A 22,124-nucleotide genomic window follows, 5' to 3' on the forward strand; every position below is an offset into this window, starting at 1 on the left:
GTACCTTGATATATGTCTCGTCGATGTGCCATTTCCGGCTGACGGCGCGCTTGCGACGGTTGAACCGCTCAAGCAGTTCGGGTGAATAGCGAATAACCCATCTGTGAACGGTCGCATGGTCGAGCGAGATGCCTCGCTCAGCCATCATCTCTTCGAGGTTGCGTAGGCTTAGACCATACGCGAGATACCACCGGACGCAGAGCAAGATCACCGACCGATCGAAATGCCGACCTTTGAACATGACATCCTTCCCCGAACTGGAACTCAACCAAGTAGCAGGTGACAGGAAACAAAAAGTTTGCGACGGAGCCACCCCACGTCACCCCTGAAAAACCGCGGGATTTTTGTCGCAAAAGTCGCTCGCAGAAGTGAAAACTACGCGACAGACCTTTGCGACAATTTGGCGGGTGGTCGTTCTTGCCGCTAAGCAGCCTCTCGTTTCGCTACCGCGACTCGTTCATGTAAAGCCCAAATGTGCCCGAAGGGGTCGAAGAACGATGCGCAGCGGTGCCCGTCATTAGCAACTTGAAGCGCATCACGGATGGCGGCTCCTGCCGTGACGGCTCGTTTTAGAACGGCCTCTGCGTCATTCACTTCCAAACGAAAGACGGTGGCTCCGGCCCCCTTCTCCTTCAAGAAGAACGGGCCTCCACGCGATGGCTCCGCTTCCCGCCGAGGATTGGAGCCGCAAATCGCGATCACCCGATCGCCGACCCGCAAATCGAGCGCCATCACTTCACCCTCCCGGATGTGGATAGTTTCCGTCTGAACGGCACTTGGAAGGAGATGGGTTTTTGTCCGAACCGCGCCGACGGCCGTTTCATAGAATATGGCGGCCTCTTGTTGACGACCATGCTCGACAAAGATCGTCAGAGTGAGCAGCAATTCATCGTCGCATGCGGCCTTCATCACATTCCAGTCGGAAAAACCGTACTGACGGGCGACGATCTCCAGGCAGGCGCTGTGCGACAACTCTATTTGCTGTTCGGCCAACGCCTTCCGCAAGGCTTTAGCCATCGTTTTGGAGCGAGTAAGGGTATCCATGGTTCAATCCCTATTTTGGGTGCTCGATGTCAGTGCTCGCGTTGCTGACGGCCACCCACAAGGGTCAAACCATGAAGATTGTGCATTCACCATTCCAAAAGGAGCGAGCGGCAGGCTGCACAGCCTATCTGAATGGTAAGCGCTTCCTGCCTCAGGTCAACCAGGTGTGAATCTTAGGACTCCGCGATCGAGAGAATGCCTTTATGGCCCCCTCGAATGTTTCGGCCCACATTTCGTCGGACAATGCACAGTAGCGCGCGAGGAATAGCAACGAGCGAACCTCATCCAGCTCTATGAAAAGGGGAAGGCATCCAGCTCAGACACGGTCGGACGTACCTTCTGATAGCCCGCGATCAATCCTTCCATCATGGCACGGTTTTCTAGGCTTTCCTCATCTGCGAAATGCCACGCGGCGGTGCTCAGATCGAGAACGAGAGGGCCACGCCCGAAATCGTCGAAATCAAAAAAGACGGTCCTGTCATTTTGGAAACGAGCATTTCCTGTCCATGGATCGCCATGGCATATGCCAACGGGCAGCGCGCGCAGGTCGAGCCGAACTAAGGATGGAAGGTATTCACTCTCTATCACATCCATGACCTCCTTGCTCCGAGGTACTCGTCGCAGCGCGCGTAATGCGTCGTGGACAATTGCGACCGGGTCGAGCTCTCGGACTTCACCGTCAACAATGCTGGCATGGCCAAATGTAGGTTCGCGATTGAAGCTCCGAACCGTGCCATGTGGGCGGGGTTAAATTCGATCTGCTCGCCTTCAGCAGTCTGGGAAAGACAAGCGTGACGTAAGCTGCCATCCCAAACCATCCCGATAACATAGGCTCCGTCAGTCGTGGCAACGGGTCGGCTAACACCCACATGCGCGCATTCTGGAAATCGGGTCAGCAGGTTTGCTTCGGCCGTGATCTGGCCGAGAGGCCGTCCAAATGAGCGATAGAGTCGCAGATAAAAGACCGCTGCGCCTTCCCGAACCCGGTAGGTTCGGTTTACTCCGCCAACGACCAGGGCAACTTCGGTAAAACAGCGTGCGTATTTTGAAGAGAGCCAGTCTTTGTCGATGTCACTCATGGTGAAGATTGTTTTCTAAACGCGATGTCGCGAAATTCCCAATTTCTACACCAATTGGATCGCAGACTTTTACGACGTGCGAAAGTTAGGATTTCCGCGACACACCCTTGACTACCTTCTCGTCGCGACACCGGCCGCGAAGATACCGAGCAGGGTCAGGAGCGCGATTCCGAGCGTGACGTAGCGCGCGGAGTCTACAGCGGATTCTCCGCCTGCCGCCGCATTCAACGCAGCTTCAAACCTTCAAGAATTTGTCTCGGCCACTAAAATCGACTGGCTCAACCAGCACTCCGGATCATACGCCGACCGCGCTTTCGAGACCGCGAAGGCATTTCCGAACAGTTACCTTTTCCAGCCACTCTATCTCCCAAAGGCTCGAAGATTTAGCGATCTCTTTGAAGATGCGAAGTTCCTGCCACACGACCTGAGTTCGCGGCGGCCAAAGGGATATTTCTTCATCGGTGGAACGCGCTCGAAGGCTGTCCCCTCGATGCGGATCGGCGGCAACAGAAGTAGCCGGGCCGACGATCGCGGCGCAATTGTAAGAACTCACTACGGGTCGACTTTTCACGCCTCTTACATCAAGCCGTCCGAAGAGCTTACTGAAGTCTGGAAAAATAACTACGGGCCGTTGGAATCTGATTCCAACCAGACTTTTAGCCTTGGATATTTCGAGGTCGTCGCTCGTGAGGATGGCCTTCTCGTTGTCGGCCGCTGCGCTGCGAGCATTGTATCAGCCTACATCGCCCTACTGGACAAAGATCGGGCGCAGCAGGATTCCTGGCGCACGACCACGCAGGCGCTGGAGCACAGTGGTTTGCAGCTGTTCGAGGAACTGAAATCGGAAGAGGTCCAGTACAGGACCGGCTCAACACGTCACATAGGCGGCGTCTTCGCCGCGAATTCGGCGACGATTCAACCGGCGCAACTCGCCCGCGGCCTGCGCCGCGTCGCAATCGAGAGAGGCGTCCGGATCTTCGAGAAGTCGCCGATGGTCAAACTGGTCCGGGGTGCCTCGCCCCGCGTGGTGACCAGAAACGGATCGGTCGCTGCAAACCGCGTCGGTCTTGCGATGAATGCATGGAGCGGCATGATCCCGGAACTTTCTCGTCAGATGGTTGTGGTCGGCAGTGATCTGGTGGCGACGGAGCGTTGCCCTGAATTGCTCGAGAAGCTGAACCTGCGCTCGGGTCTGGCGATTTCGGATTCCCGACTGTTCACCAACTACTACCGATGTACGCGAGATGGCCGAATGGTGTTCGGCAAGGGTGGAGGTTCGTTTGCCTTCGGCGCGGATCTTGGCAGTCTGTTCGATGGCTCGTCGCGCTTCGAACAGCAGTTGCGCGCCACGATGGAATGGTTCTATCCCGAGTTCAGCAAAGTGGCGAAAGCCAAATCGTGGAACGGGCCCATTGATCGCACGATGACCGGCCTTCCGCTGTTCGGACAATTAAACGGATCGGATAGCATCTTCTATGCGTTCGGGTATTCTGGCAACGGTGTCGGCCCGACGCATTTGGGCGGCCGTGTTTTGGCATCGCTCACCCTCGGCCTCGACGACGAGTTTGCCCGCCTGCCTCTGGTGGGATTCCGCGCCGAACGGTTTCCTCCTGAGCCATTCCGCTATGTGGGGGCCCGGGTCATTCGCGCGGCACTTGCGCGCCGGGAAGCGGCGGAGGACATGGGAAAGAAGCCTGCGAAACTCGATGTAGCGCTTGCGAGCCTCATGCCCGGTGGCCTCGTGCCGGTGAAGACGAAGGACGGCTCGTCATGAATGCATCGATCCGCCTCATCACCGCAGCGCTTGCACGCTAGCCTCTCTCCAACACCAGAGACCGAGGCGACGGCCTGATGGAAAGCAGCTCACTGGCGCTCGGCACGGGCCAGAAGAGCAGATCGTCTGCACGGGCGCCGCCAAGAAGAGGAGCTGAACCTTCGACGCCGATCTGAGCGTTCAGGGTGATGCACGAAATCCATTGAGCGAGCGGTTGCTCAAGTTGCGCCCCCAAGATGCCGAGGTAAAGGCTGTGGAGCGGGTCGTGGCGCCCGATAGGCGCGAAGGCATCGCGAACATTGTCGCTTCCGAAAGACACCGGTATGCCCCGCGCCATCAACTCCTTGACCCGAGTAATACCCCGCCGATCCGGCGTCCCATTTCCTCGAGACTGCAGCAGGAGGTTGCTCGCGGGGAGAGACACGATCGAGAGGCCTGCCGCGGCCACCTGGTCGAGACGACGCTTAAGGTTGTCGCCGTTCACATCCATCAGGCTGCAGGCATGCCCGCATAGAACAGGCCCTTCATAGTCAAAGGAGATAACCGCTTCCGCGATCCGGCAGAGACCGTCGAGTGCTGTGCCGATGCTCTCGTCGACGTGAAAATCGAGTGGAACTCCGATGTCGCCGGCGACGCGCACCAGCGTTGCGATGCCCTCGCTGCGCACCGATTGGTCGAGGATGAAGGCGCCGAGCGCACCCTTGTCGGCGGCAATGCGTCGCGCGAGAGTCCTTGTAGAGATGGCATCGGTACAATCGTCGATCGGCAACAACGCGGCTCGCTGAAGGCTGAGGCGGTTCCGCCATTCCTGGGCAAGCTCGCCGAGGATTTCCCAGGCCAGTGGCATGCGACTCGGCTGGCTCGGATCAAGCCTGCAATCCACATGAGTGCGAACGAAGCGACAGCCCGCATCGAAGAGCTCGCTCAATCCACGCTCGGCTCGCTTGCGGATGTCCTCGGCCGTCCAGTGGATCTTGTCTTGCTCCTGCGCCGAAATAGCCTCGAGAAGTGATCCGCCGGTGACGACCAGGCGGTCGATTGTGTGGCATTTGTCGAGATGACAATGCGCTTCGGTCAGTCGAGGGGTGACAATTCCCTGGACTTCGTTCTCGGTGGGTTCGAACCCCACTACGATGCCGTTCCGGATGATCAGGTCGCCGATCATGCAATCGCGGAGTATGCGCCCCCGAAAGATGCTGTCGCTGTCGATGAGTGCAAGCGGAACGGCGACCGAGCGGCAGACCCCTGAGCCCATGAGGTTCAACTCCGTGTCGTCTCGCTGTGAAGGGCGGCTTCCTCGCCGGAGCCCCATTCCTTGAACGCACTCCGCGCTTTGCCGGCCGCAACGTCGTCCGGCGTCGGTGAAAAGCCTGCTTCAAGCATTTTGCGCCCCAACATGTGATCGGTTGGACTGTTGACGGAGTCGATCGCCACGAGCGTGCTCCCGCGGAAATGATAAACCGAGAATGTGCCCTCGTTGATCGTTCCAGACAGCATGTGGCGTTCCGCCATGTGCGACAGCCCCACCATTTGGAGCTTCATATCCGCGATATCCGACCAAAACCAGGGCACAGTGCGGTATGCCGCTTCGAGGCCGAGGATAGTGTGGGCGACGTGGCGCGCTTGGTCGGTGGCATTCTGCACCGACTCAAGCCTGACCGATCGCTCGGCGTGCCAATGGTGAAAGCGGGCGCAGTCCCCGATAGCATAGATATCCGGATTTGATGTCTGGAGGCGCGAATTTACAAGAATCCCATCATCGCAATGGAGTCCGGCCTGCCTCGCAAGATTGCAATCCGGCTCCGCGCCGATTCCAATGAGGACCATCTGCGCGGCGATCCTGCCGCCGTCGTCGGTCAGAACCGCGTCAATGCCTTTCTGACTCCCTAAGAAGCCAACTGCGGAGGTGTCGAGGCGGACTGCTAGGCCCATCCTCGTGAGGCGCGACAAGAGATGATGGGAGATGATCGGAGAGACGGCTCGGCCGAGAAGGCGTGGCCCGATTTCAAGGACCGTCACCGACTTTCCAAGTTGCGCGAACGTCGCCGCGGCTTCCAGGCCGACAAAGCCTCCACCGACAACGACGATCTCCCGAACGTCTCGCATGCGCGACCTGATGCGGTGCGCGTCAGCGACGGAACGCAACGTAAAAATGCCGGATAGATCGGAACCCGGACAGTTCAGCCGGCGCGGCGTCGCTCCGGTCGCAAGGATCAGTTTATCGTAAGGAAGCCATCGTTCGTCTGACAGTTTCACGATCTTCGCCGCCGGATCGATCTCGGCGGCTGCGGAGCCCTGAAGGAAGCTCACTGCGCTCTCCGAATAGGCGACGCTGCTCCTGAGAGGAACGGGTGACGCAGCGGCACCTTTCAGAAAGGCTTTCGAGAGCGGAGGGCGGTGATAGGGGATCTCTCGTTCCTGTCCGACAAGTGTAATCGGGTCTCTGTAACCACCCTGCCGCAAGGCGATGGCGGCCTGTGAGCCGGCATGGCCGGCACCGACGATGACGATTCCGCTCATGATGCCGTCGCAGCCACCTGACGATCGGGAAGCGCCTCGATGGCGTCGGCCGACAGATGCTTAACGTCGTTCCACAAACGAGATTTCGCCGAATTGAGAAGGCCATGCGGGTCGAGACGTTTTTTCCACGCGAGGTGCCGGTAGTCGGGTTTCATCGAGCCGCCTTCCACGAACGGCACGTGTGGGTTGGAAGTCGGACAGCCATGGGCGTCGTAGATGCGCATGAGTTCGAAGAGACGGTCATCGGTCGAATACCTGACGACGGGTAGATCGAACGCGACCAGCTGGTTGTTCAACAGCGCGAACTCGTGATGCATCAGCACTTCATCGCCAAAGATCGCGCGCAGGGGATCGATCTTGCTGCCGTCCAGCGGGGCCCGAAAAGTAACCTGCAGATACGTCACGGTTCGATCGATCTTCAGGATCTGAAGCGTCGTGTGATTGTAGGAGAACTCGGAGAGGGGAGGCAGGCCTCCTCTGCGCAGCCCATCATCGTCCACTGACAGGTCGATGCGCCCACCCAACTTCTCAGCGTATCTCGTTGCAGCAGGGAGGGAGAGTTCGGCCACACGCGCAAGCAGAAGATGCCTTTCGGCTGCGCCGATTGGGCCGAGCGCTCCAATGCGCGACGCCAGCCGGCCGTCGATCGTGGTGAGCAGCTTCAGGTCGATGGTGCGATCGGACCCGACGGCGATCCCCGCTTCGAAAGCCTCTCGATAGGTTGCGTAGGACGTGATGAGATTGATCCACCGGGGTGACGGAACCGTACGCAGGACGAGATCGGTTATGATGCCGTTCAGACCCCAGGCGTGATGAATCGATCGGATGTCGTTACCGCGGAAGACATGCCGCTTGGGTTCGGCCTCCATCGTCAAAACGCCGATGGATTCGATATTGCCGCCGTCCCGCAACATGCCGTGACGGATGGAGCCGATGCCACCGGATCCGCCGCCGATGAAGCCGCCGATCGTTGCGATTGCCTCGGTGGATGGATAGAGCGGCAACTCTCGGCCGTGCTCGCGCAAGGCGGCATTGATTGCTCCGATCTTGCACCCGGCCTCGACATGGATCTGCTCGGGGCCGATCTCGAGGACCTGGTTCAATCCGGTCATGTCGATGATCAGGCCGCCCTCGAGCGGCACCGCTTGACCATAGTTCCCAGTACCTCCACCGCGAAGAACGGTCGGCGCGCGCTCGGAGACCGCCACTTCGATGCACCGTTCCAACTCGCTAATGGATTTTGGCACGGCGACCAGATCGCCGAAATTCGACGCGAGTTGACGATTGAGAATGGGACTGTACCAGAAGAAGTCGCGTGACTTCTTCTTGACGATGGAGGGAACATCGAACGTTTCGATCCCGTCCAGTCGCTCGCGAAAAGCCTGCCAGTCGATGGATGTCTTGCCTGAAATGGACATCACTGCCACCTTACGTTCATTTTTCATCCTGGTGACTCGCTTCCGCCTCGCCGCAGAACCGATCGAACTCTGAGAGAAACGAGGCAAACTGTCGGGCCGCTGTCTCGATCAGGCGCTCGCCGATTTCGGACGTCGCCGACGCAGCATCGCCACAGGCGCCTTCCAAGTTGAGATCGGCCATCACCCAAGCAGGGCGGGCGCGCCCAGGGGTGAGTCCGATGTGGCGATATTGATCCTGCCAATCCTGCGCGGCATTCCTGAAATCGCGTGCGTGTTCCATGCGAACGAGGTCAGGACGCAGAGCGAGCATCGCGCTCGTCTCGACGAGACCGGCATGAATGCCAAACGCTTGCTCTCTAGCATCCGTTATGGAGTTAGCGTCATTGAAGCAATACCAGTGACACGTGGCGACTTGCATCCCGAGCTCGATTTTGATGTCACGAGAGACGATGTCGAGAACGGGCGTGTTGCCGCCGTGTCCGTTAAGGAGGACAAGGCGCTTGATCCTCGATCGCGCGAGGCTGCGGGCGATATCCGTCAGGACGGCGATGAGCGTCGTTGACGAGAGAGAGATGGTCCCTGCAGCATCGGCGTGCTCATTGCTTTTGCCGTAGGCGAGAGGCGGGACGGCTAGGACGATCGGGCCGTCGTCGACGAGAGGCAATGCACGTTCCAAGACGGCTTCGACGAGGCTCGTATCGACGCAGACCGGCAGATGGGGACCATGTTGCTCGGTTGCTCCAATGGCCACAACCGCGATGGCGCGGCTGCGGTCGAGCGAGCTGAAATCGCGACGAGACAGATCTGACCAACGGTGACCGGGCATTATGGGCATCCTCGACGAGGCAGCCGAGTGCATGCTCGGCGCGGAGAGGGAGGGCAGCGATTATCGGATGGAAAAGGGGCTTCTGTGATCTGAACGAGCATTGCGCTTCTCCTCATGATCGCGAAGCGATCAAACCGAGTTGCGGCTCGTTCCTTGATAGCCCTGTGCCATGGGGTGAATGGAATTTTCACGAAACCTGAATGCGTGTCAAGTTGCCTTCTCTTGCTGCCCGCAATTGGCTAGCCTTTCTTTTCCAGAGGAGAAATCACACACATGAGTGTCGCCATCAACTCTCCGGTCATCGCACCGCCGTTTTCGAACTACAGCCATGGCGTCTTGGTGCCGCGGGATACCGAGTTGCTCTTTCTCTCCGGTCAACTCGGCGCGGATGCGGAGGGCGTTGTTCCGGGGGGCTGCGCGGCACAGGTTGAGCTCTGCTTTTCCAATATCCGCGCTGTCCTTGCTGAAGTGGGCATGACGCTTGATCACATCGTACGCATCAATGCCTTCGTGACGGCGAGGGAACATCTCGCGCCCTATATGAGCGTTCGAAATGCGCTGTTTGCCGCGCCGGGACCCGCCTCGACGCTGATGATTGTGTCGGGATTCGCTCGGCCTGAATTCGTCGTGGAAATCGAGGCCATCGCTGGAAGGCCGCGCTGACTACTGATACGAGGCGCCGGGGATGAACGGGTACTTGGCGATCAAGGATTCATCCAGAGCGACACCCAGACCCGGCTTGTCGGGAGCGAGAATCGAGCCATTCTGGATTACGAAAGGTGTTCCAAGGTCATCCCGGAAGGCGTTGATGGCGGAGACGTCCGCTTCATAGATGAAGGCGTTCGGCGCCACCGACAGCACATGGGTTGACGCCGCCGTGCTGAGAACGGACGCGCTGGTATGAGGCGCGAACTCGAGATGCCAAGCGCCGGCCAGCGCCGCAATCTTCAGAATCTCCGTGATGCCGCCGGTTTTGCAGCAATCGGCTTGGACGAATTGAATGAGTTCTTCGCTGATGAACGTGCGAAGCTCGTGGCGCGTGAAGTGGTTCTCGCCCGCCGCGAGCGGAGTAGCGGTCACGTTCCTGAGCCTCCGGTAGCCCGGGATGTTGTCGGGGGTAAAGGGCTCCTCAAGCCAGACAAGTCGACCAGCTTCACAGATTTCAGCGATACGGGAGATATCGGAGGTTCGATAGCGTGTGCCCGCATCCGCCGCGAGGGCGATGTCCGGAAAAGCCTCCCGGACGGCACGGACACGTTCGAGATCCCGCGCGATCGTGTCGCCGACACGAAGTTTCATGAAATCGTAGCCCTTGCCGATAAGGCCTTCGATTTCGCGCTTAAGGTCGTCTACAGGCTGAAACCCGAGGCTGATGCCGCCCGCATAGGCGCGAATGGGGCGGCGTTGACCGCCCAGCAGTCGGTAGATCGGCAATGCGAGATCTTTGCCCTTGATATCCCAAAGAGCCAAGTCGACTCCGCTGAGGCCGATGACTGCCGTTGCACCTGGTCCATGAGTTGCGATGAATCGGTGATAGGAACGATCCCAGATTGCCTCAGTCTCGTGAGCGTCCATTCCGATCAGGGACGGCCCGAGTGCATCGTTGATGAAGGTGGCGATCGTGCTCGGCGTCTGCGCATGATGCGCTTCTCCGTAGCCTACGATCCCATTTTCCGTCTCGATCCTGACGAGCACCATGTCGCGTTTCGCCGAGCGTCCGACGGCGAAGACCGCGCCCCCGGGTGTCGGACACGAGAGGGCAAAGGCGTCGATGCGCTTAATTCTGGTCATGGCTATCCTTTAACAGCGCCGCCGCCAACGCCAGCAACGAGATTCTTCTGGAGGAAGAAGAAAACGAGCACGATCGGCGCAGCAGTCAGGACGCCGCCCGCCATCAAGACCCCCCAATCGGTCGTGTACTGACCGATGAGCTCGCTTAGGGCGAGGGGGAGGGTCCGCTTCTTTTCACTCAGGATGAAGGTGCTCGCGTAAAGAAACTCGTTCCAGCTATGGATCATGACCCAAGTAGCGACGGCAACGATGCCGGGCTGCGCCATCGGCAGAATAACCTTCCAGAACGCTTGCCACCGCGTGCAGCCATCCATCCGGGCAGCGTCTTCCAACGAATGGGGAACCTGGGAGAAGAAGCCGCGCATCAGCCACACGCAGAGAGGCAGCATGTAGCTGAGGTAGACGGGGATCAGGCCATACAGGCTGTCAAGCCAGCCCAGAAATCTCAGCTGGACGTAGAAAGGGATGAGAAGCAGGACCGGTGGGAACATCTGCCCGTACAGCATGAAGAGAGGCAGCATCACCGAACCTTTGAACCGATGGCGCGCCATCGCGTAGCCGGCCGTGACCGAGATCAGAACGCTGATGAGCGTCACGCTGAACGTTAGGATCAGACTGTTCATGGCGAAGCGCCAGAAGTGGGCTCCGACAAGGAGATCTATATAGTTCTGGATGGTGATCGTATGCGGGATAAGGCTCGGGGGTCGCTGAAATACATCCTCTCTCGTGCGAAGAGAGGTTGCGATCATCCAGTAGAACGGAAAGACCGACCAGATGAAAGCAATCCAGAGCGACACGTAGAGTGCCGCACGGCGCAGGACATGCGATCTGGAATGAACCCGTGAGGCAGATGCAGGTTTCATGGTCGGGAGACGGCTTTCGGAGGCGGCTGAAATCGTCATCAATCGCCCTCTCGTGCTTGCATGAGTTTGAGATAGAGCGTCGTTGCGATCACAAGCCCAATGAAAAGCATGGTGGCAACTGCGGAGGCCATACCCAGGTCGAAACGTTGAAAGCCGTATTTATAGGCGAGGGTGAACAGAATTTCTGAAGAGTTGAGGGGCCCGCCCTCCGTCATCAACCAGATCGCATTAAAATTGTTGACGGTGAGGATGAATGTCAGCACCGCGGCGATGGCGAAGGAGACGCGGATCTGGGGCAGGATCACATACCAGAGCTTACGCCATCCCGGGGCCCCGTCCATCGAAGCAGCCTCGAGAATTGATCTTGGAACGAGCTGCAGGGCAGCAAGCAGGAGAAGCATCACGAAAGGCGTTCCCTTCCAGATACTCTCCACCGTCACCGCATAGAGCGATGTTGCGGTATCACCGAGCCACGGATGATAGGCATCGATGACGCCCAAGCGAACGAGGAGCTCGTTCACGATTCCGACGCTCGGGTCATACATCCATCGCCACGTCAGGACAGCGACGACGCTCGGCACGACCCATGGAACGAGTATGCCCGAACGGAAAAAGCCGATCCCTGGAATCGCCCGATGAAGCAGAAGCGCGAGTGCCAATCCAAGTCCGAGCTGGGCAATGACATTCAGAACAACCCAGATCAGGGTGTTGTAGGAAGCCTGCAAGAAAGCGGGGTCTTCAAAAACGCGCTGAAAGTTGCGCAGCCCCACGAACGCGACATCACCGCTGACCAGTTTTCGGAGAGTAACATCGTAGAACGACCATAGAATGCCGGAAATGACGGGATAAACAACGACGCCAAGTACGATCACGACGGCCGGGAACACAAGGAAGTAGGGATAGATTCGCGCACCGAATCCGGTTTCGAAAACGGAAGACCACGTCCTTTTGAGGCGCAAGGGAGCTTCGGTGCGCGCATCCATTATTTCTTCTCCAGGAGCCGCTTGATGGCGATATCGGCCTCGGACATGGCGTCCTTGGCTGGTTTGCCGCGGATCACGGAGTCCCAGACATTTCCGAAGACGTCCGAATGGATCTGCGTCCAGGAGGCTATCACCGGACGAGCGCGGCCGGTGGCAGCCTGGGACATGAAAGGTTGCAGGGGCTTCGGCAGCGCGGCGACCGCCTCAGGAGTTGTCGCCGCCGTTGTTGCGGAAAGTCGCTCGTATTTGCGCATCAGTTCGACGCTCCGCGGCCCCGTCAGCCATCGGATGAGCTCGAAGCTCGCCTTCGGAAACTTTGTGTCGGCCTTGATTGCAAGATCGTATCCGCCAATGACGGTGGCGGCCTGAATGCCGGAAGGCAGTGGGTGAACCGAAAACTTGAGTTTTGGGTTGCCTTTAGCAAAAGCCGCGAGTGCCCAATCGCCGGTCACCACCATGCCAGCCCGCTCTTGGATGAATGGTGCGTGAACTTCATCCCAGTTCCCCGCAGTGAGCACGGATTCGGGCATCGCGCGGTTCTGGGTGTAGAGCTTCGCGAGGAAATCGACGGCTTCCACCGCTGCCGGCTCCGAAACCCTCGACTTCCCTTGATTGTCGACGATCTCGCCTCCATTTTGCCAGATGTAGCTATAGAGCTGGAACGCGCCCATCCGGCTGCCGCCGAAGCTGACGCCGTAGGTCTGTTTGTCCTTGTTCGTCATGGCGACCGCGGCATCCCGGAACTCCGCCCACGTCGTCGGCGCCTTCTTGATGCCCGCCTGCTCCAGCATCTGGTCATTAACGAACAGCGCGACGTTGTTCGTATAGAGCGGCAGGGCGTATTGCTTCTGCCCATAGCGCCCGCTCGCGAAAGGTCCGGGTTGGTACTCCGCTGCGATCGGCTTTGTTTGTTCGGTGATATCCAAAAGGAGGCCGGCGTCAGCAAGGCCGGCGACCCAGGCGATGTCGAGCGCCATCACATCAGGGCCCGCGCCGCTCGAGAGCGCCACGAAGAGGTTGCGCTCCATTTCCATATGTGAGACGGCCTGGACCTCGACGGTGTGACCCGTCGCCGCTTCAAAGGCCTTCAGTTCTTGATGAAGGGGAGCATTCGGGCCCGCTAGCAGGGGCGAATTGACCCACATCACGATATTGTCGGCGAGAGCTGAATGGCCCATCGCGACGCTCAGAGTCGCGGCAACAATGCCGCTTTTCAGGATCTTCCGCATTCTCATCGTTCCTCCGGGATCTGTGCTGGCAATGCCGTCGTTATCCTCGACGGTCAACGCGGTTGGTTCGTCTCAATTCAGGCAGGCGAACTCCAGACAATGTCGTTGCCGAACCATGCCTCGATTTCGAGCTGCCGGTTGGTGCGATTCTCAGGAGCGTCGGTGACGGATTTTGTAGTCCCGACCCGGCCGGTCAGTTTGATCTTCCACTCCGGGATACGCTCGGGCGATTGTCGTTGCACTGCATCGCTTTGCGCCGGCCCTTCGAAGAGCAGAAGAGCGGCGTGCTTTTGGTCCGCGTCCGTAGTCAGGACGATCCGACCGCCGTCCCGAACGAAGAGAGGGATCGCATTTAACGGGACGTCATGGACACGCCAGCATGGTCCCGTGACCCATTCTGATGCGAGGACGTCATACCAATGGCCTGGAGGGAGATAGACGGCCCTCGTGTTTCCGTAAAATGCCACAGGGGCGACGAGAAGGTCGTGGCCGAGCAGATACTGTTGGTCCCAGTCGTTGATAGTCGTCCAATCCACCCCCGGAAACGCCAGCGGCATCATCCGGATCATCGGCAGGCCGCCGGCTGCTGCCTCGCGACCATAGATCTGAAACAGCGGAAGAAGAGCCAGATGAAGACGTGCGAAATGACGATAGATCTCTTGGGATCCCTCGTCCATGTCCCACGGCTCACGACACCCCAGCCCATGCAGCATCATCAAGGGCGAGAAGCATGAAAACTGGGTCCACCGGGCAAAGACCTGCGCGGTCGGCGTTCCGAAATAGCCGCCAAGGTCGCTTCCGATGAATGACCAGCCGGCAAGGCTGGCGCTCTGAACGGCGCGAATGGCTGAGGGAAGGCCCGTCTTGGGACAGAAGTCGGAGGTTTGGTCGCCGCTCCAAATCGGAGCGCGCACACGAGGCGATCCAGACCGGCTGATAATCGCCGGGGTTTTTCCATCGAAGGAATCGATCGTCGCCTCCAGATAATAGCGCACGAATGCGTTGTGCGCCCGGCCGCCGGTCTCGCCGGATTTCAGAACGGCATGCTCCGGAAGCTGCTCGCCGAAATCCACCTTGAATCCCTCGATCCCGCGTGCCAGCAGATTCCGCAGGTTTCGCGACCACCAGTCCCGCGCGTCACGGTTGGAAAAGTCGATCAGGGCCGCGAGGACGTTGGGATTGGCGCCGGGACGGCGCGTGATGAGCTCGTTCTTGTGATCGACGATGACATAGCCGTGCTCTTTGGCATATTGGAACGAGCGAGTGCCGACGACGACCCATGGGCAAAGCCAGAGATAGGTCCCGGTGCCTTCCTCTGCCATTTCCGACACCATTCCCCAGGCATCGGGATACTTCTCGGTATCGAAAGCAAAGGAATGAACCTCGCTCGCCCAATAGGCATCGATGAGTTTGACACCCATCGGGAGGCCGAGGGAACGATGTCCGGCGCGATCGGCCGCGACGGTCGCGGCGTTTTCGATGCGCCAGTCGCCCGCCTTCCAAAGACTGAAGAAGGAATCAGCCGGCATAAGAGGCGGGCCGATTTCGTCGATCAGCGCGCGGTAGAGCTCCTCGAGATCGCCGAGATGAATGGACATCTCCAGGCGATTGCCTTCCACCTGGACCCGAAACACGTTGGGATCGAATGGGGAGGCGATATGGAAAACAGCGGGCGCTTCGTCCGGCAGATAGATCCCGTAGCCCAGCGTCGTCACGATCCAAGGGCTTGGAAGATACGTGCCGTTTCCAAGTCCGAAATTCTCCAGATAATATCGGACCGATTGTCCTTTGAGGTTCAGCGTTTCGAATCGCTCGCCACCTCCAAAGGCTTGAAAGGTTCGAGGGACGGCGAAGGTGACATCGATGGCTGCCGCTTCCGGCAGCGCGACGACGAGATGGAAACGGCGACCACTCTCATCGACGCTGACCTCGACGCCGGGAAGCTCCTCATCGAAGGGCGTCGTCGTCCAGGAACCTTCGGGAGCGCGCCGGCCGATTGAAATCGGCCGGAAATGGCCCTGGAGGCGCATGACGGATCTGGGGAGAGTGTCAGACATGATCCACCTTCACTCCGAGCTGACGGCCGAGATGGACGATAGCCTCGCTCCAGTGGCCATAAACGGCGGTGACGTGATGTTCGTATCCCTCATCAATGAAATGGCGAACGATGGCTTCAGCATTGCCGGAAGCAGGCTTGAAGAACCCGGCGGCGCGGTTCGCGGAGGCGTGTTGCTTCTCGATTTCGCCCGCCGTAACGAAAATTCTCAAACCTCCATCGGCCCGAAGTGAGAGACGAAAGAGAGTCATGGAGCCTGGTCCGAGGGGAAAGCTCTCCTGCTTCAAGGCAGCGTCAAGCGAGCGGGGCCCGTCCGCGAGCCGCGGGCTGACGCCGTAGTGCCATAGAACCAGCCGATTCTCCGCGCGATCGAGACCGGAAATGTCGGTCAAGAAAGGAAGCGACGACGGATCGAAGGCGCGCGCCGCGAGCGCGCTCACCGCACCCATCACGTCGCCTTCCGGAGTAAGAGGAACAGCACGATCCGAGAGTTCGCCAAGAGCGGCCCAGGTGCCCTTAAAATCGGAGGCGTAAAGAATTTCGGGCCAATCACGGATCGCGACTGCATCCGCATTGATGCGATCCAGTCCCGCCTCCAGCTGCGCGAAGGTGCGGCCGAGCACCGCGCGTGAATTTTCGTCGTCCCCGCCCTCGAAAGAAGCGTCCGCCCATCGTCGTGCTGCCGCACGCTCGTCCGTGGCATCCGCAACGCACCCTGCGAGGAAGCGCACGAGTGTCATCTGCTCGATCGTGACGCCCAGATTGCGTTTTAGAGCCCATGGATCGACGGCGAGATTCGTGAACCACTCCGCATGCGTTCCCACCAGAGCGATGCGCGCTCCGGTGATCGCTCGTCGGGCTCGGGCGGCGGCAGCGAAGGCGACGAGGTCTGCTTTTACGCTTTCGTCCTCAGGATTTCCCAGAATGAGAGAGAAGCGGTGCCCGAAGCGGACAAGGGTTGAGGCCCAGAGCTGCGCTCCGCAGAGGGAATTCGTGACGATCTCGTTGGATTCCTCGAGCGCCCACAGGGCAAGAGAGATCGGCCGGCTGGCGAGAAAATCAACGACATGGTGCAGCAGATCGGCGGTGCAGAACGTCGACAACTGAATGATGAGGCCGTCGAGCTTGTCGAGGTCGAGTGCCTCGACGGCTTGGAGAAGGCTCGCCCGATCGTGAGCAAGCGTTCCCACGATATGAAATTGCTCGTCCGCGTCCATGTCACGGGAGCGGGCAATCAGGCTCCTTGCCGCTTCTTCCGGGAAGAGCGGCGAAGCGACGAACAACATGCCGACGCGTCGATCACGTGCGAGCGCCCGATTCCTCGTCAGCATTTAGGCAATCTCCTGCAAAGCGGCCGGTGTTTCGGCTCGGGTGTCGAGTCCGCCACCGCGGACGAAACAGTAAGCTGCATAGTAGAGCGCGGCCCGTGGATCGTTGCCGATCGATGGAGCGATGAAGGACAGATGAAGGCGATTCTCGTCGTATCCGCCCAGAAGACTCTCATTCAGGCCATCAAGGATCGAACGACGATCGGCCTCCGGCATGAGCGATGGCCATCCGCTCACCACGACGGAGGACAGCGGGTGGAGATTCAGCGCGTTGCCAAGTCCGAGGCCGAGGAGGAACAGCCTTTCCCTCAGTGCAGCGCGCATGGCTCCGTCGAGATTGAGCATCTCGATGAAGGCATCGCCCCTTCTGAGGATTTCGCTATCTGCGATTCCGAGGATCTTCGAGATGGCGCGCAGGGAAGTATAGGCTTCAACGCAGCCCTTATGACCGCAACGACAGGGGAGTCCCTCGCGCTGGATCACCATATGGCCGAGTTCGAATGCCATGAAGGCGTCGATCGGTGCTGTCTCATCGACGATCACCCCGGCCACTCCATGGCCCACGAAGAGAAAGAGGTGATCGTCCGCGACGGGATACGCGGTGGAAATCGAGTAACGATGGAAAGCAGCCTGCGCGACGACGGAATTTGTCACCGAAACGGGAATGCCGTGAAGTGTTTCCTCAAGGAACGCGGTCAGGCGAGCCATGTCCCACGCGAAGATCGGATTCCCGGTTCCTCGCCCGTAGCCCGGAATCGAAACGGCGGCTTGGCGGATCGTGACGTCGCGTCCCCGAGTCCAGTCGCGCATGTTCGCAGCGCTTTGACGAAAAAGGATCTCAAACTCGTCCTGCGACAGCTGGCTCGAGGCAGGCATGCGCTCGACGTAATCGAGCGTCCCGTCGAGATCGCCGACGCCAAAGGACAATCGGCTGTTGGACAGCTCGATGCCGGCAACAGCGACATCCTTGCTTAATGTAACCAGGGCGGTGGGTCCGCCGACATAGGGCGCCGGGCGACGTGTTTCCTGAATGATATTTTCTTTCCGTAATTCTGTCAGGATCCGAGAAATGCTTGCCCCGGTGAGGTTGGTTTCGCGAGCAATCGAAGGACGAAAGGCCCCGCCCGTGCGCAAAAGGCTCTCGAGAACCGTGGCTCGTGTTTCCCTTCGGCTTCTTGGCGTGAAGCGTCCCGACATTCGTCTCTCGTAATATTTACACTGTGTAATTATTGTGCTTCTTAATCCGGAGATGTCAATACGGGAGGGTCGCGTGGCGGAGTTGACACTGCGGGCGGTGGAAAAGCACTTCGGTGCCGTTCAGGCCGTCAAGGCCGTCGACCTCGATGTCGCTGACGGCGAGTTCGTCGTGCTCGTCGGCCCGTCCGGATGCGGCAAGAGCACGCTCCTGCGTATGATCGCGGGGCTTGAGGAGATCTCCTCCGGCGATATTCTGCTAAATGGTCGAAGTCTGAACGCCGTTGCGCCGCGCGACCGCGACATGGCGATGGTCTTTCAGGACTATGCTCTCTATCCGCATATGACGGTGGCCGAGAACCTCGGATTCGCCTTGAAGATGCGCGACCTGTCTGCGAGCGGGATTGACCGTAAGGTCCGTGAAGTCGCAAGGATTCTCGAGCTCGACGCGTTGCTGCAACGAAAGCCAAGGGCGCTGTCCGGCGGACAGCGCCAACGCGTGGCGCTCGGACGAGCGCTGATCCGTGATCCAAAGGTGTTTTTGTTCGATGAACCACTTTCGAACCTCGATGCCAAGCTGCGGGTCGGGATGCGCATGGAAATCCGCAAGCTCCAGGCCTCGTTGAGGACGACGAGCATCTACGTCACCCATGATCAGATCGAAGCCATGACGATGGCCGACCGAATCGTCGTCTTGAAGGGCGGTGAAGTACAGCAAATCGGTACTCCGACGGAGATCTATCAGCGGCCCGTCAACAGTTTCGTGGCGACCTTCATCGGCTCGCCTCCCATGACACTTGCCTCCGCGGCACTGAGTGGCGACGGGGACCGGATCACGCTCGATTTCGGACGCGGGCAATCACTGGCTATCCCACAGGAACGGGCACATGCGCTGAAGAAAGCCGGGGGTGCATCGGCCCAGGTGGGGTTGCGCGCCGAGCATGTTGAGCTGGAGAGCGGAGCTCAGTCGCGTAGCGAAGGCGATGTCTTTGTTTCCGATGTCGTGCTCGTCGAGGAACACGGGGCAGACGCCATCGCAGTGGTGCGCCTCGGGGATCATGAGGTCCTGGCGCGGGTGAGGCCAGGTGCCGTGCGTGCGGGCGATAAAGCGCGACGTTTTCGAGTCGACACGGGTGCCATGCATCTCTTCCATGCCGGGACGGGGCAAAGCGTTGTCTGACGCGTCCTTCGGCGAAGTCTTCTGCGTGGGCCTCGCGATCCAGGACATCATCCTCTCCGTCGACGCGATCCCGTCCTCTCCCGTGAAGATCTATGCGCGGGGACGCAAGGAGATCGGCGGCGGGCCTGCGGCAACCGCAAGCGTTGCGATTGCGCGCCTTGGCGGACGGGCGCATTTCGCCGGTCGAACCGGTGCGGACGCGGTCGGACGGGCATTGAAAGAGGAACTCGAGGCGGAAGGTGTTGGCACCGCGTGGCTGAAAGAGTTCGACGGGTATCTCTCACCGAGTTCGGTGATTCTCGTCGACCGGAATGGCGAGCGGCTGATCGTCGCCTATTCAGACCCTGATCTGCCGAAAGATCCCACATGGTTGACCCCTCCCGATTGGGGGGGCGCCGTTCTCTGCGATCTGTCCTGGCCGCAAGGGGCTCTCAAGTGTCTTCGAGCTGCTCGCGAGCGCGGATTGCCTGCCGTCCTCGATGCGGACATTTCCCGACATGGGAAAGACGAGGTCGCCGAATTGGTGGCCGCAGCCGATCACGTGGTGTTCTCCCGCCCCGGTCTTGCACAGTTCGCGGGCACGGACGACATCGCCGATGGTCTCAACTTGGCATGCCGCTCGTCACACGTCCTCGTCGGCGTGACCGACGGCGCCCACGGGCTCTATTGGCGCGAGGCGAGAGGAAATGTCCGCAACAAGCGCCCTCCACCTGTTCATGTGGTCGACACCGTGGGCGCGGGTGACGCCTTTCACGGGGCGCTCGCGCTGGCACTGGCGCGCCGGTGGCCGATCGATCGCGCGATCGATTTCTGCAATGCCGTAGCGGCCTTGAAATGCTCCGTCCCCGGGGGTCGCGCGGGATTGCCGAACGCGGAAGCGCTCGAGCAATTCGACCCGTCATTCAAGGTCTAAAGCATCAACTTCGATCCACTGTCCTCGGCGCCGGCCAGCCGCGAAGACCCTCGCGACCATTGAAATTCAGGGACGCTCCAGACGAGTCGCAGGCGGGCTGAACATCGGTGCATCAGGGATGTGTCGCAAACCAGATTTTAGCCGAATGGATGGGCGGTGCGTGCGTTACGAGGTTCTCAAGACCCTGATGTCGGATGCAGAGCAAAAGCTCATCGCTGTGAACAGGGCAGCGGATATTTCTTCCTGGGAAGATGAAAAGGCCGACTCCACAACCGTAGCTAACGTTAGCAACCCTGATGGGGCCGAAGGGTCACGATTCGACCCCCTCACGGATTCCCAATCGCGTCCTCAATGTCCTCGATCAGGCTGAGTTTGCGGGAAACAGCATCCGTCTCACCGGCAAACTCGACCGTGATCTCTATGTCGCGACAAACAAAGTCATTGAAGCGGCCGGCGGAAAATGGAGTAGCAAACTCAAGGTGCATGAATTCTCCTGGAACGCCGCGGACGCGATCGAACAGGTCATTTTGACCGGATGCGTCACCAAAAAACAGGAACTCGGTCAGTTCGACAGCCCGGCGCCGATCGTTGATAGGGCGGTCGACATGGCGCAGATCGAAGACGGGATGCTCGTGCTTGAACCAAGCGCCGGTACCGGGAACATCGTTAAGGCTGCCAAGTTGGCAGGGGCACGCGTCATGGCCTACGAGCTCGACCCAGAACGCTTCGCTGCCCTAGAAGCCGGAATTTTCAATGAAGGTGGGATTGCAAACGATGATTTTCTCACCGTTTCACCTAACCCGATCTTCGACCGAGTGGTCATGAATCCGCCGTTCAGCCGCCAGGCCGACATTGACCACGTCCTCCATGCCGCGAACTTCCTGAAGCCCGGCGGGCGTCTCGTTGCTATCATGGCGGAAGGCGTGATGTTCCGCGGGAACAAGAAAGCCGCCAATTTCCGCAATTGGGTCGAGGCTCACTCCGGCACCATTGAGTCGCTTCCGCACGGCGCATTCAAGGAATCCGGAACGAGGTTCTGTCGCAACTCTTTCTTTCCTCTCCCGGGGCTATGGCCTGCGCTGGCAGGAGAGGAAAAAGCAGATGTTCAAGGGCAGGCAATTCGACCGGTCGGTAATCCTGCTGTGCGTGCGCTGGTATCTCGCCTACAATCTGAGCCTGCGTGACCTTGAGGAGATGATGGCGGAACGAGGCATCTCCGTCGACCATGCTACGATCCATCGCTGGGTTGTTCGCTACTCACCCGAGCTGCTCGAGCGTTTCAACCAGCGTAAGCGGGCGGTCAGCCAGAGGTGGCACGTTGATGAGACTTACATCAAAGTCCGGGGGCAGTGGCGGTACCTGTACCGCGCCATCGACAGCAATGGCGACACGGTCGAGTTCTGGTTCAGTGAGCGACGCAATCTCGCTGCCGCCAAACGCTTCCTTTCCAAAGCGATGAAGCGGCATGGTCGGCCCGAGAGGATCGTCATCGACGGCAGCCAGACCAATCGTGAAGCCATCGTCTCCTGTGACACGGCAAACCGACTGCAGGATCGATCAAGGCGTAAGCTGAAGCCGATCCGGATTCGACAAAGCTGTTACCTGAACAATCGCATCGAACAGGATCATCGGCGCATCAAGCGTCGAGTGCGACCGATGCTCGGCTTCAAGTCCATGGATAGTGCTCGCGCGATTCTCAGCGGGATCGAGATGATCCACATGATCCGCAAAGGACAGGCGAAATACGTCCGCAAGGCTCAACCGTCGCTCGCTGAGCAGTTCAAGCGGCTAGCCGCATAAGCACTTACAAGCCACTCCGGTATCTTTCTGTTCTTAGCCAAAATTTGCGACAAAACCGAGAAGAGGACGGATACTGCTCCCCAGAGAAGCGCCGCGACAAGGCCGCCAGGAGTGACCCAACGCCAT

21 protein-coding genes are annotated in these 22,124 nt (G+C 59.3%); 6 read left to right on the forward strand and 15 right to left on the reverse strand.

All coding sequences use genetic code 11. The features are described from left to right. The 4 genes from FEZ63_RS20860 to FEZ63_RS20875 form a co-directional block, all read right to left on the reverse strand. The coding region (locus FEZ63_RS20860) for an IS66 family transposase (RefSeq protein WP_150948122.1) at positions 1-241 on the reverse strand (241 nt) is incomplete at its 3' end. A gap of 182 nt (positions 242-423) precedes the next feature. Continuing rightward, positions 424-1,044 (reverse strand): glyoxalase superfamily protein, encoded by a 621-nt coding sequence (locus tag FEZ63_RS20865; protein WP_244622916.1) that lies wholly within the window; start codon positions 1,042-1,044, stop codon positions 424-426. Between the two features lie 291 nt (positions 1,045-1,335). After that, positions 1,336-1,638, reverse strand: coding sequence for a phosphotransferase (locus FEZ63_RS20870; protein ID WP_150948124.1), 303 nt, complete (start codon positions 1,636-1,638; stop codon positions 1,336-1,338). Beyond that, positions 1,629-2,123: a phosphotransferase gene (locus tag FEZ63_RS20875; RefSeq protein WP_150948126.1), complete on the reverse strand. Its 495-nt coding sequence runs from the start codon at positions 2,121-2,123 to the stop codon at positions 1,629-1,631. Before FEZ63_RS20875 ends, FEZ63_RS20870 begins: the two co-directional genes overlap by 10 nt. A 631-nt stretch (positions 2,124-2,754) precedes the next feature. Between FEZ63_RS20875 and FEZ63_RS20880 the strand changes: the two genes are divergently transcribed. Then, entirely contained in the window at positions 2,755-3,897 is a 1,143-nt protein-coding gene (locus FEZ63_RS20880) for an FAD-dependent oxidoreductase (RefSeq protein WP_162419809.1), read from the forward strand. Positions 3,898-3,934: 37 nt separating this feature from the next. On the opposite strand, the gene FEZ63_RS20885 is transcribed toward FEZ63_RS20880, so the two are convergent. Genes FEZ63_RS20885 through FEZ63_RS20900 form a run of 4 tightly spaced genes read right to left on the reverse strand, consistent with a single transcriptional unit; the run spans position 3,935 to position 8,661 of the window. Further along, entirely contained in the window at positions 3,935-5,152 is a 1,218-nt protein-coding gene (locus FEZ63_RS20885) for an amidohydrolase family protein (protein ID WP_162419810.1), read from the reverse strand. Between the two features lie 5 nt (positions 5,153-5,157). After that, a complete protein-coding gene (locus FEZ63_RS20890; RefSeq protein ID WP_244622917.1) occupies positions 5,158-6,417 on the reverse strand; it encodes an NAD(P)/FAD-dependent oxidoreductase in 1,260 nt (419 codons plus the stop codon). After that, entirely contained in the window at positions 6,414-7,835 is a 1,422-nt protein-coding gene (locus tag FEZ63_RS20895) for an FAD-binding oxidoreductase (RefSeq protein ID WP_150948135.1), read from the reverse strand. The genes FEZ63_RS20890 and FEZ63_RS20895 overlap by 4 nt, the downstream gene beginning before the upstream one ends. 16 nt (positions 7,836-7,851) lie before the next feature. Further along, complete coding sequence (locus FEZ63_RS20900) at positions 7,852-8,661, reverse strand: creatininase family protein (RefSeq protein WP_150948137.1); 810 nt, start codon at positions 8,659-8,661, stop codon at positions 7,852-7,854. A 273-nt stretch (positions 8,662-8,934) separates the two neighbouring features. On the opposite strand from FEZ63_RS20900, the gene FEZ63_RS20905 reads away from it, so the two are divergent. After that, entirely contained in the window at positions 8,935-9,324 is a 390-nt protein-coding gene (locus FEZ63_RS20905) for a RidA family protein (protein ID WP_150948139.1), read from the forward strand. Here FEZ63_RS20905 and FEZ63_RS20910 read toward each other — a convergent pair whose 3' ends face one another. The 7 genes from FEZ63_RS20910 to FEZ63_RS20940 all read right to left on the reverse strand — a co-directional run bounded on the left by FEZ63_RS20910 (position 9,325) and on the right by FEZ63_RS20940 (position 18,108). Beyond that, positions 9,325-10,452 carry a mandelate racemase/muconate lactonizing enzyme family protein gene (locus FEZ63_RS20910; RefSeq protein WP_150948141.1) on the reverse strand — a complete coding sequence of 376 codons (1,128 nt, stop codon included), beginning with the start codon at positions 10,450-10,452 and terminating at the stop codon, positions 9,325-9,327. A gap of 2 nt (positions 10,453-10,454) precedes the next feature. Continuing rightward, positions 10,455-11,354 (reverse strand): carbohydrate ABC transporter permease, encoded by a 900-nt coding sequence (locus FEZ63_RS20915; protein WP_150948143.1) that lies wholly within the window; start codon positions 11,352-11,354, stop codon positions 10,455-10,457. After that, the gene (locus FEZ63_RS20920; protein ID WP_150948146.1) at positions 11,354-12,298 is read right to left on the reverse strand and encodes a carbohydrate ABC transporter permease; all 945 of its coding nucleotides are present in this window, start codon (positions 12,296-12,298) and stop codon (positions 11,354-11,356) included. Before FEZ63_RS20920 ends, FEZ63_RS20915 begins: the two co-directional genes overlap by 1 nt. Beyond that, positions 12,298-13,527 carry an ABC transporter substrate-binding protein gene (locus FEZ63_RS20925; protein ID WP_162419811.1) on the reverse strand — a complete coding sequence of 410 codons (1,230 nt, stop codon included), beginning with the start codon at positions 13,525-13,527 and terminating at the stop codon, positions 12,298-12,300. The genes FEZ63_RS20920 and FEZ63_RS20925 overlap by 1 nt, the downstream gene beginning before the upstream one ends. Positions 13,528-13,604: 77 nt before the next feature. Next, positions 13,605-15,584, reverse strand: coding sequence for a glycoside hydrolase family 31 protein (locus FEZ63_RS20930; protein ID WP_150948150.1), 1,980 nt, complete (start codon positions 15,582-15,584; stop codon positions 13,605-13,607). Continuing rightward, positions 15,577-16,914 (reverse strand): hypothetical protein, encoded by a 1,338-nt coding sequence (locus FEZ63_RS20935; RefSeq protein ID WP_150948153.1) that lies wholly within the window; start codon positions 16,912-16,914, stop codon positions 15,577-15,579. The genes FEZ63_RS20930 and FEZ63_RS20935 overlap by 8 nt, the downstream gene beginning before the upstream one ends. Next, positions 16,915-18,108: an ROK family protein gene (locus FEZ63_RS20940; RefSeq protein WP_150948156.1), complete on the reverse strand. Its 1,194-nt coding sequence runs from the start codon at positions 18,106-18,108 to the stop codon at positions 16,915-16,917. It lies immediately after the preceding gene. A gap of 73 nt (positions 18,109-18,181) precedes the next feature. Between FEZ63_RS20940 and FEZ63_RS20945 the strand changes: the two genes are divergently transcribed. From FEZ63_RS20945 to FEZ63_RS20960, 4 genes are all read left to right on the forward strand, one after another. Beyond that, positions 18,182-19,285: an ABC transporter ATP-binding protein gene (locus FEZ63_RS20945; RefSeq protein WP_162419812.1), complete on the forward strand. Its 1,104-nt coding sequence runs from the start codon at positions 18,182-18,184 to the stop codon at positions 19,283-19,285. Further along, the gene (locus tag FEZ63_RS20950) at positions 19,278-20,198 is read left to right on the forward strand and encodes a PfkB family carbohydrate kinase (RefSeq protein ID WP_162419813.1); all 921 of its coding nucleotides are present in this window, start codon (positions 19,278-19,280) and stop codon (positions 20,196-20,198) included. Before FEZ63_RS20945 ends, FEZ63_RS20950 begins: the two co-directional genes overlap by 8 nt. A 296-nt stretch (positions 20,199-20,494) precedes the next feature. Next, entirely contained in the window at positions 20,495-21,382 is an 888-nt protein-coding gene (locus tag FEZ63_RS20955) for a DNA methyltransferase family protein (RefSeq protein ID WP_150948164.1), read from the forward strand. Then, positions 21,300-21,998, forward strand: coding sequence for an IS6 family transposase (locus FEZ63_RS20960; protein ID WP_150948167.1), 699 nt, complete (start codon positions 21,300-21,302; stop codon positions 21,996-21,998). Before FEZ63_RS20955 ends, FEZ63_RS20960 begins: the two co-directional genes overlap by 83 nt. Positions 21,999-22,124 lie beyond the last annotated feature (126 nt).

This window comes from Microvirga brassicacearum, from assembly GCF_008757455.1.
Taxonomy (GTDB): domain Bacteria; phylum Pseudomonadota; class Alphaproteobacteria; order Rhizobiales; family Beijerinckiaceae; genus Microvirga; species Microvirga brassicacearum.

Coding starts and splice junctions, on each gene's coding strand:
- FEZ63_RS20895 (WP_150948135.1), bottom strand. CDS start 7,835: ATGTCCATTTCAGGCAAGACATCCATCGACTGGCAGGCTTTTCGCGAG.
- FEZ63_RS20870 (WP_150948124.1), bottom strand. CDS start 1,638: ATGGATGTGATAGAGAGTGAATACCTTCCATCCTTAGTTCGGCTCGAC.
- FEZ63_RS20875 (WP_150948126.1), bottom strand. CDS start 2,123: ATGAGTGACATCGACAAAGACTGGCTCTCTTCAAAATACGCACGCTGT.
- FEZ63_RS20920 (WP_150948146.1), bottom strand. CDS start 12,298: ATGGATGCGCGCACCGAAGCTCCCTTGCGCCTCAAAAGGACGTGGTCT.
- FEZ63_RS20910 (WP_150948141.1), bottom strand. CDS start 10,452: ATGACCAGAATTAAGCGCATCGACGCCTTTGCCCTCTCGTGTCCGACA.
- FEZ63_RS20925 (WP_162419811.1), bottom strand. CDS start 13,527: ATGCGGAAGATCCTGAAAAGCGGCATTGTTGCCGCGACTCTGAGCGTC.
- FEZ63_RS20890 (WP_244622917.1), bottom strand. CDS start 6,417: ATGAGCGGAATCGTCATCGTCGGTGCCGGCCATGCCGGCTCACAGGCC.
- FEZ63_RS20885 (WP_162419810.1), bottom strand. CDS start 5,152: ATGGGCTCAGGGGTCTGCCGCTCGGTCGCCGTTCCGCTTGCACTCATC.
- FEZ63_RS20915 (WP_150948143.1), bottom strand. CDS start 11,354: ATGACGATTTCAGCCGCCTCCGAAAGCCGTCTCCCGACCATGAAACCT.
- FEZ63_RS20930 (WP_150948150.1), bottom strand. CDS start 15,584: ATGTCTGACACTCTCCCCAGATCCGTCATGCGCCTCCAGGGCCATTTC.
- FEZ63_RS20865 (WP_244622916.1), bottom strand. CDS start 1,044: ATGGATACCCTTACTCGCTCCAAAACGATGGCTAAAGCCTTGCGGAAG.
- FEZ63_RS20905 (WP_150948139.1), top strand. CDS start 8,935: ATGAGTGTCGCCATCAACTCTCCGGTCATCGCACCGCCGTTTTCGAAC.
- FEZ63_RS20960 (WP_150948167.1), top strand. CDS start 21,300: ATGTTCAAGGGCAGGCAATTCGACCGGTCGGTAATCCTGCTGTGCGTG.
- FEZ63_RS20940 (WP_150948156.1), bottom strand. CDS start 18,108: ATGTCGGGACGCTTCACGCCAAGAAGCCGAAGGGAAACACGAGCCACG.
- FEZ63_RS20955 (WP_150948164.1), top strand. CDS start 20,495: ATGGGGCCGAAGGGTCACGATTCGACCCCCTCACGGATTCCCAATCGC.
- FEZ63_RS20900 (WP_150948137.1), bottom strand. CDS start 8,661: ATGCCCGGTCACCGTTGGTCAGATCTGTCTCGTCGCGATTTCAGCTCG.
- FEZ63_RS20935 (WP_150948153.1), bottom strand. CDS start 16,914: ATGCTGACGAGGAATCGGGCGCTCGCACGTGATCGACGCGTCGGCATG.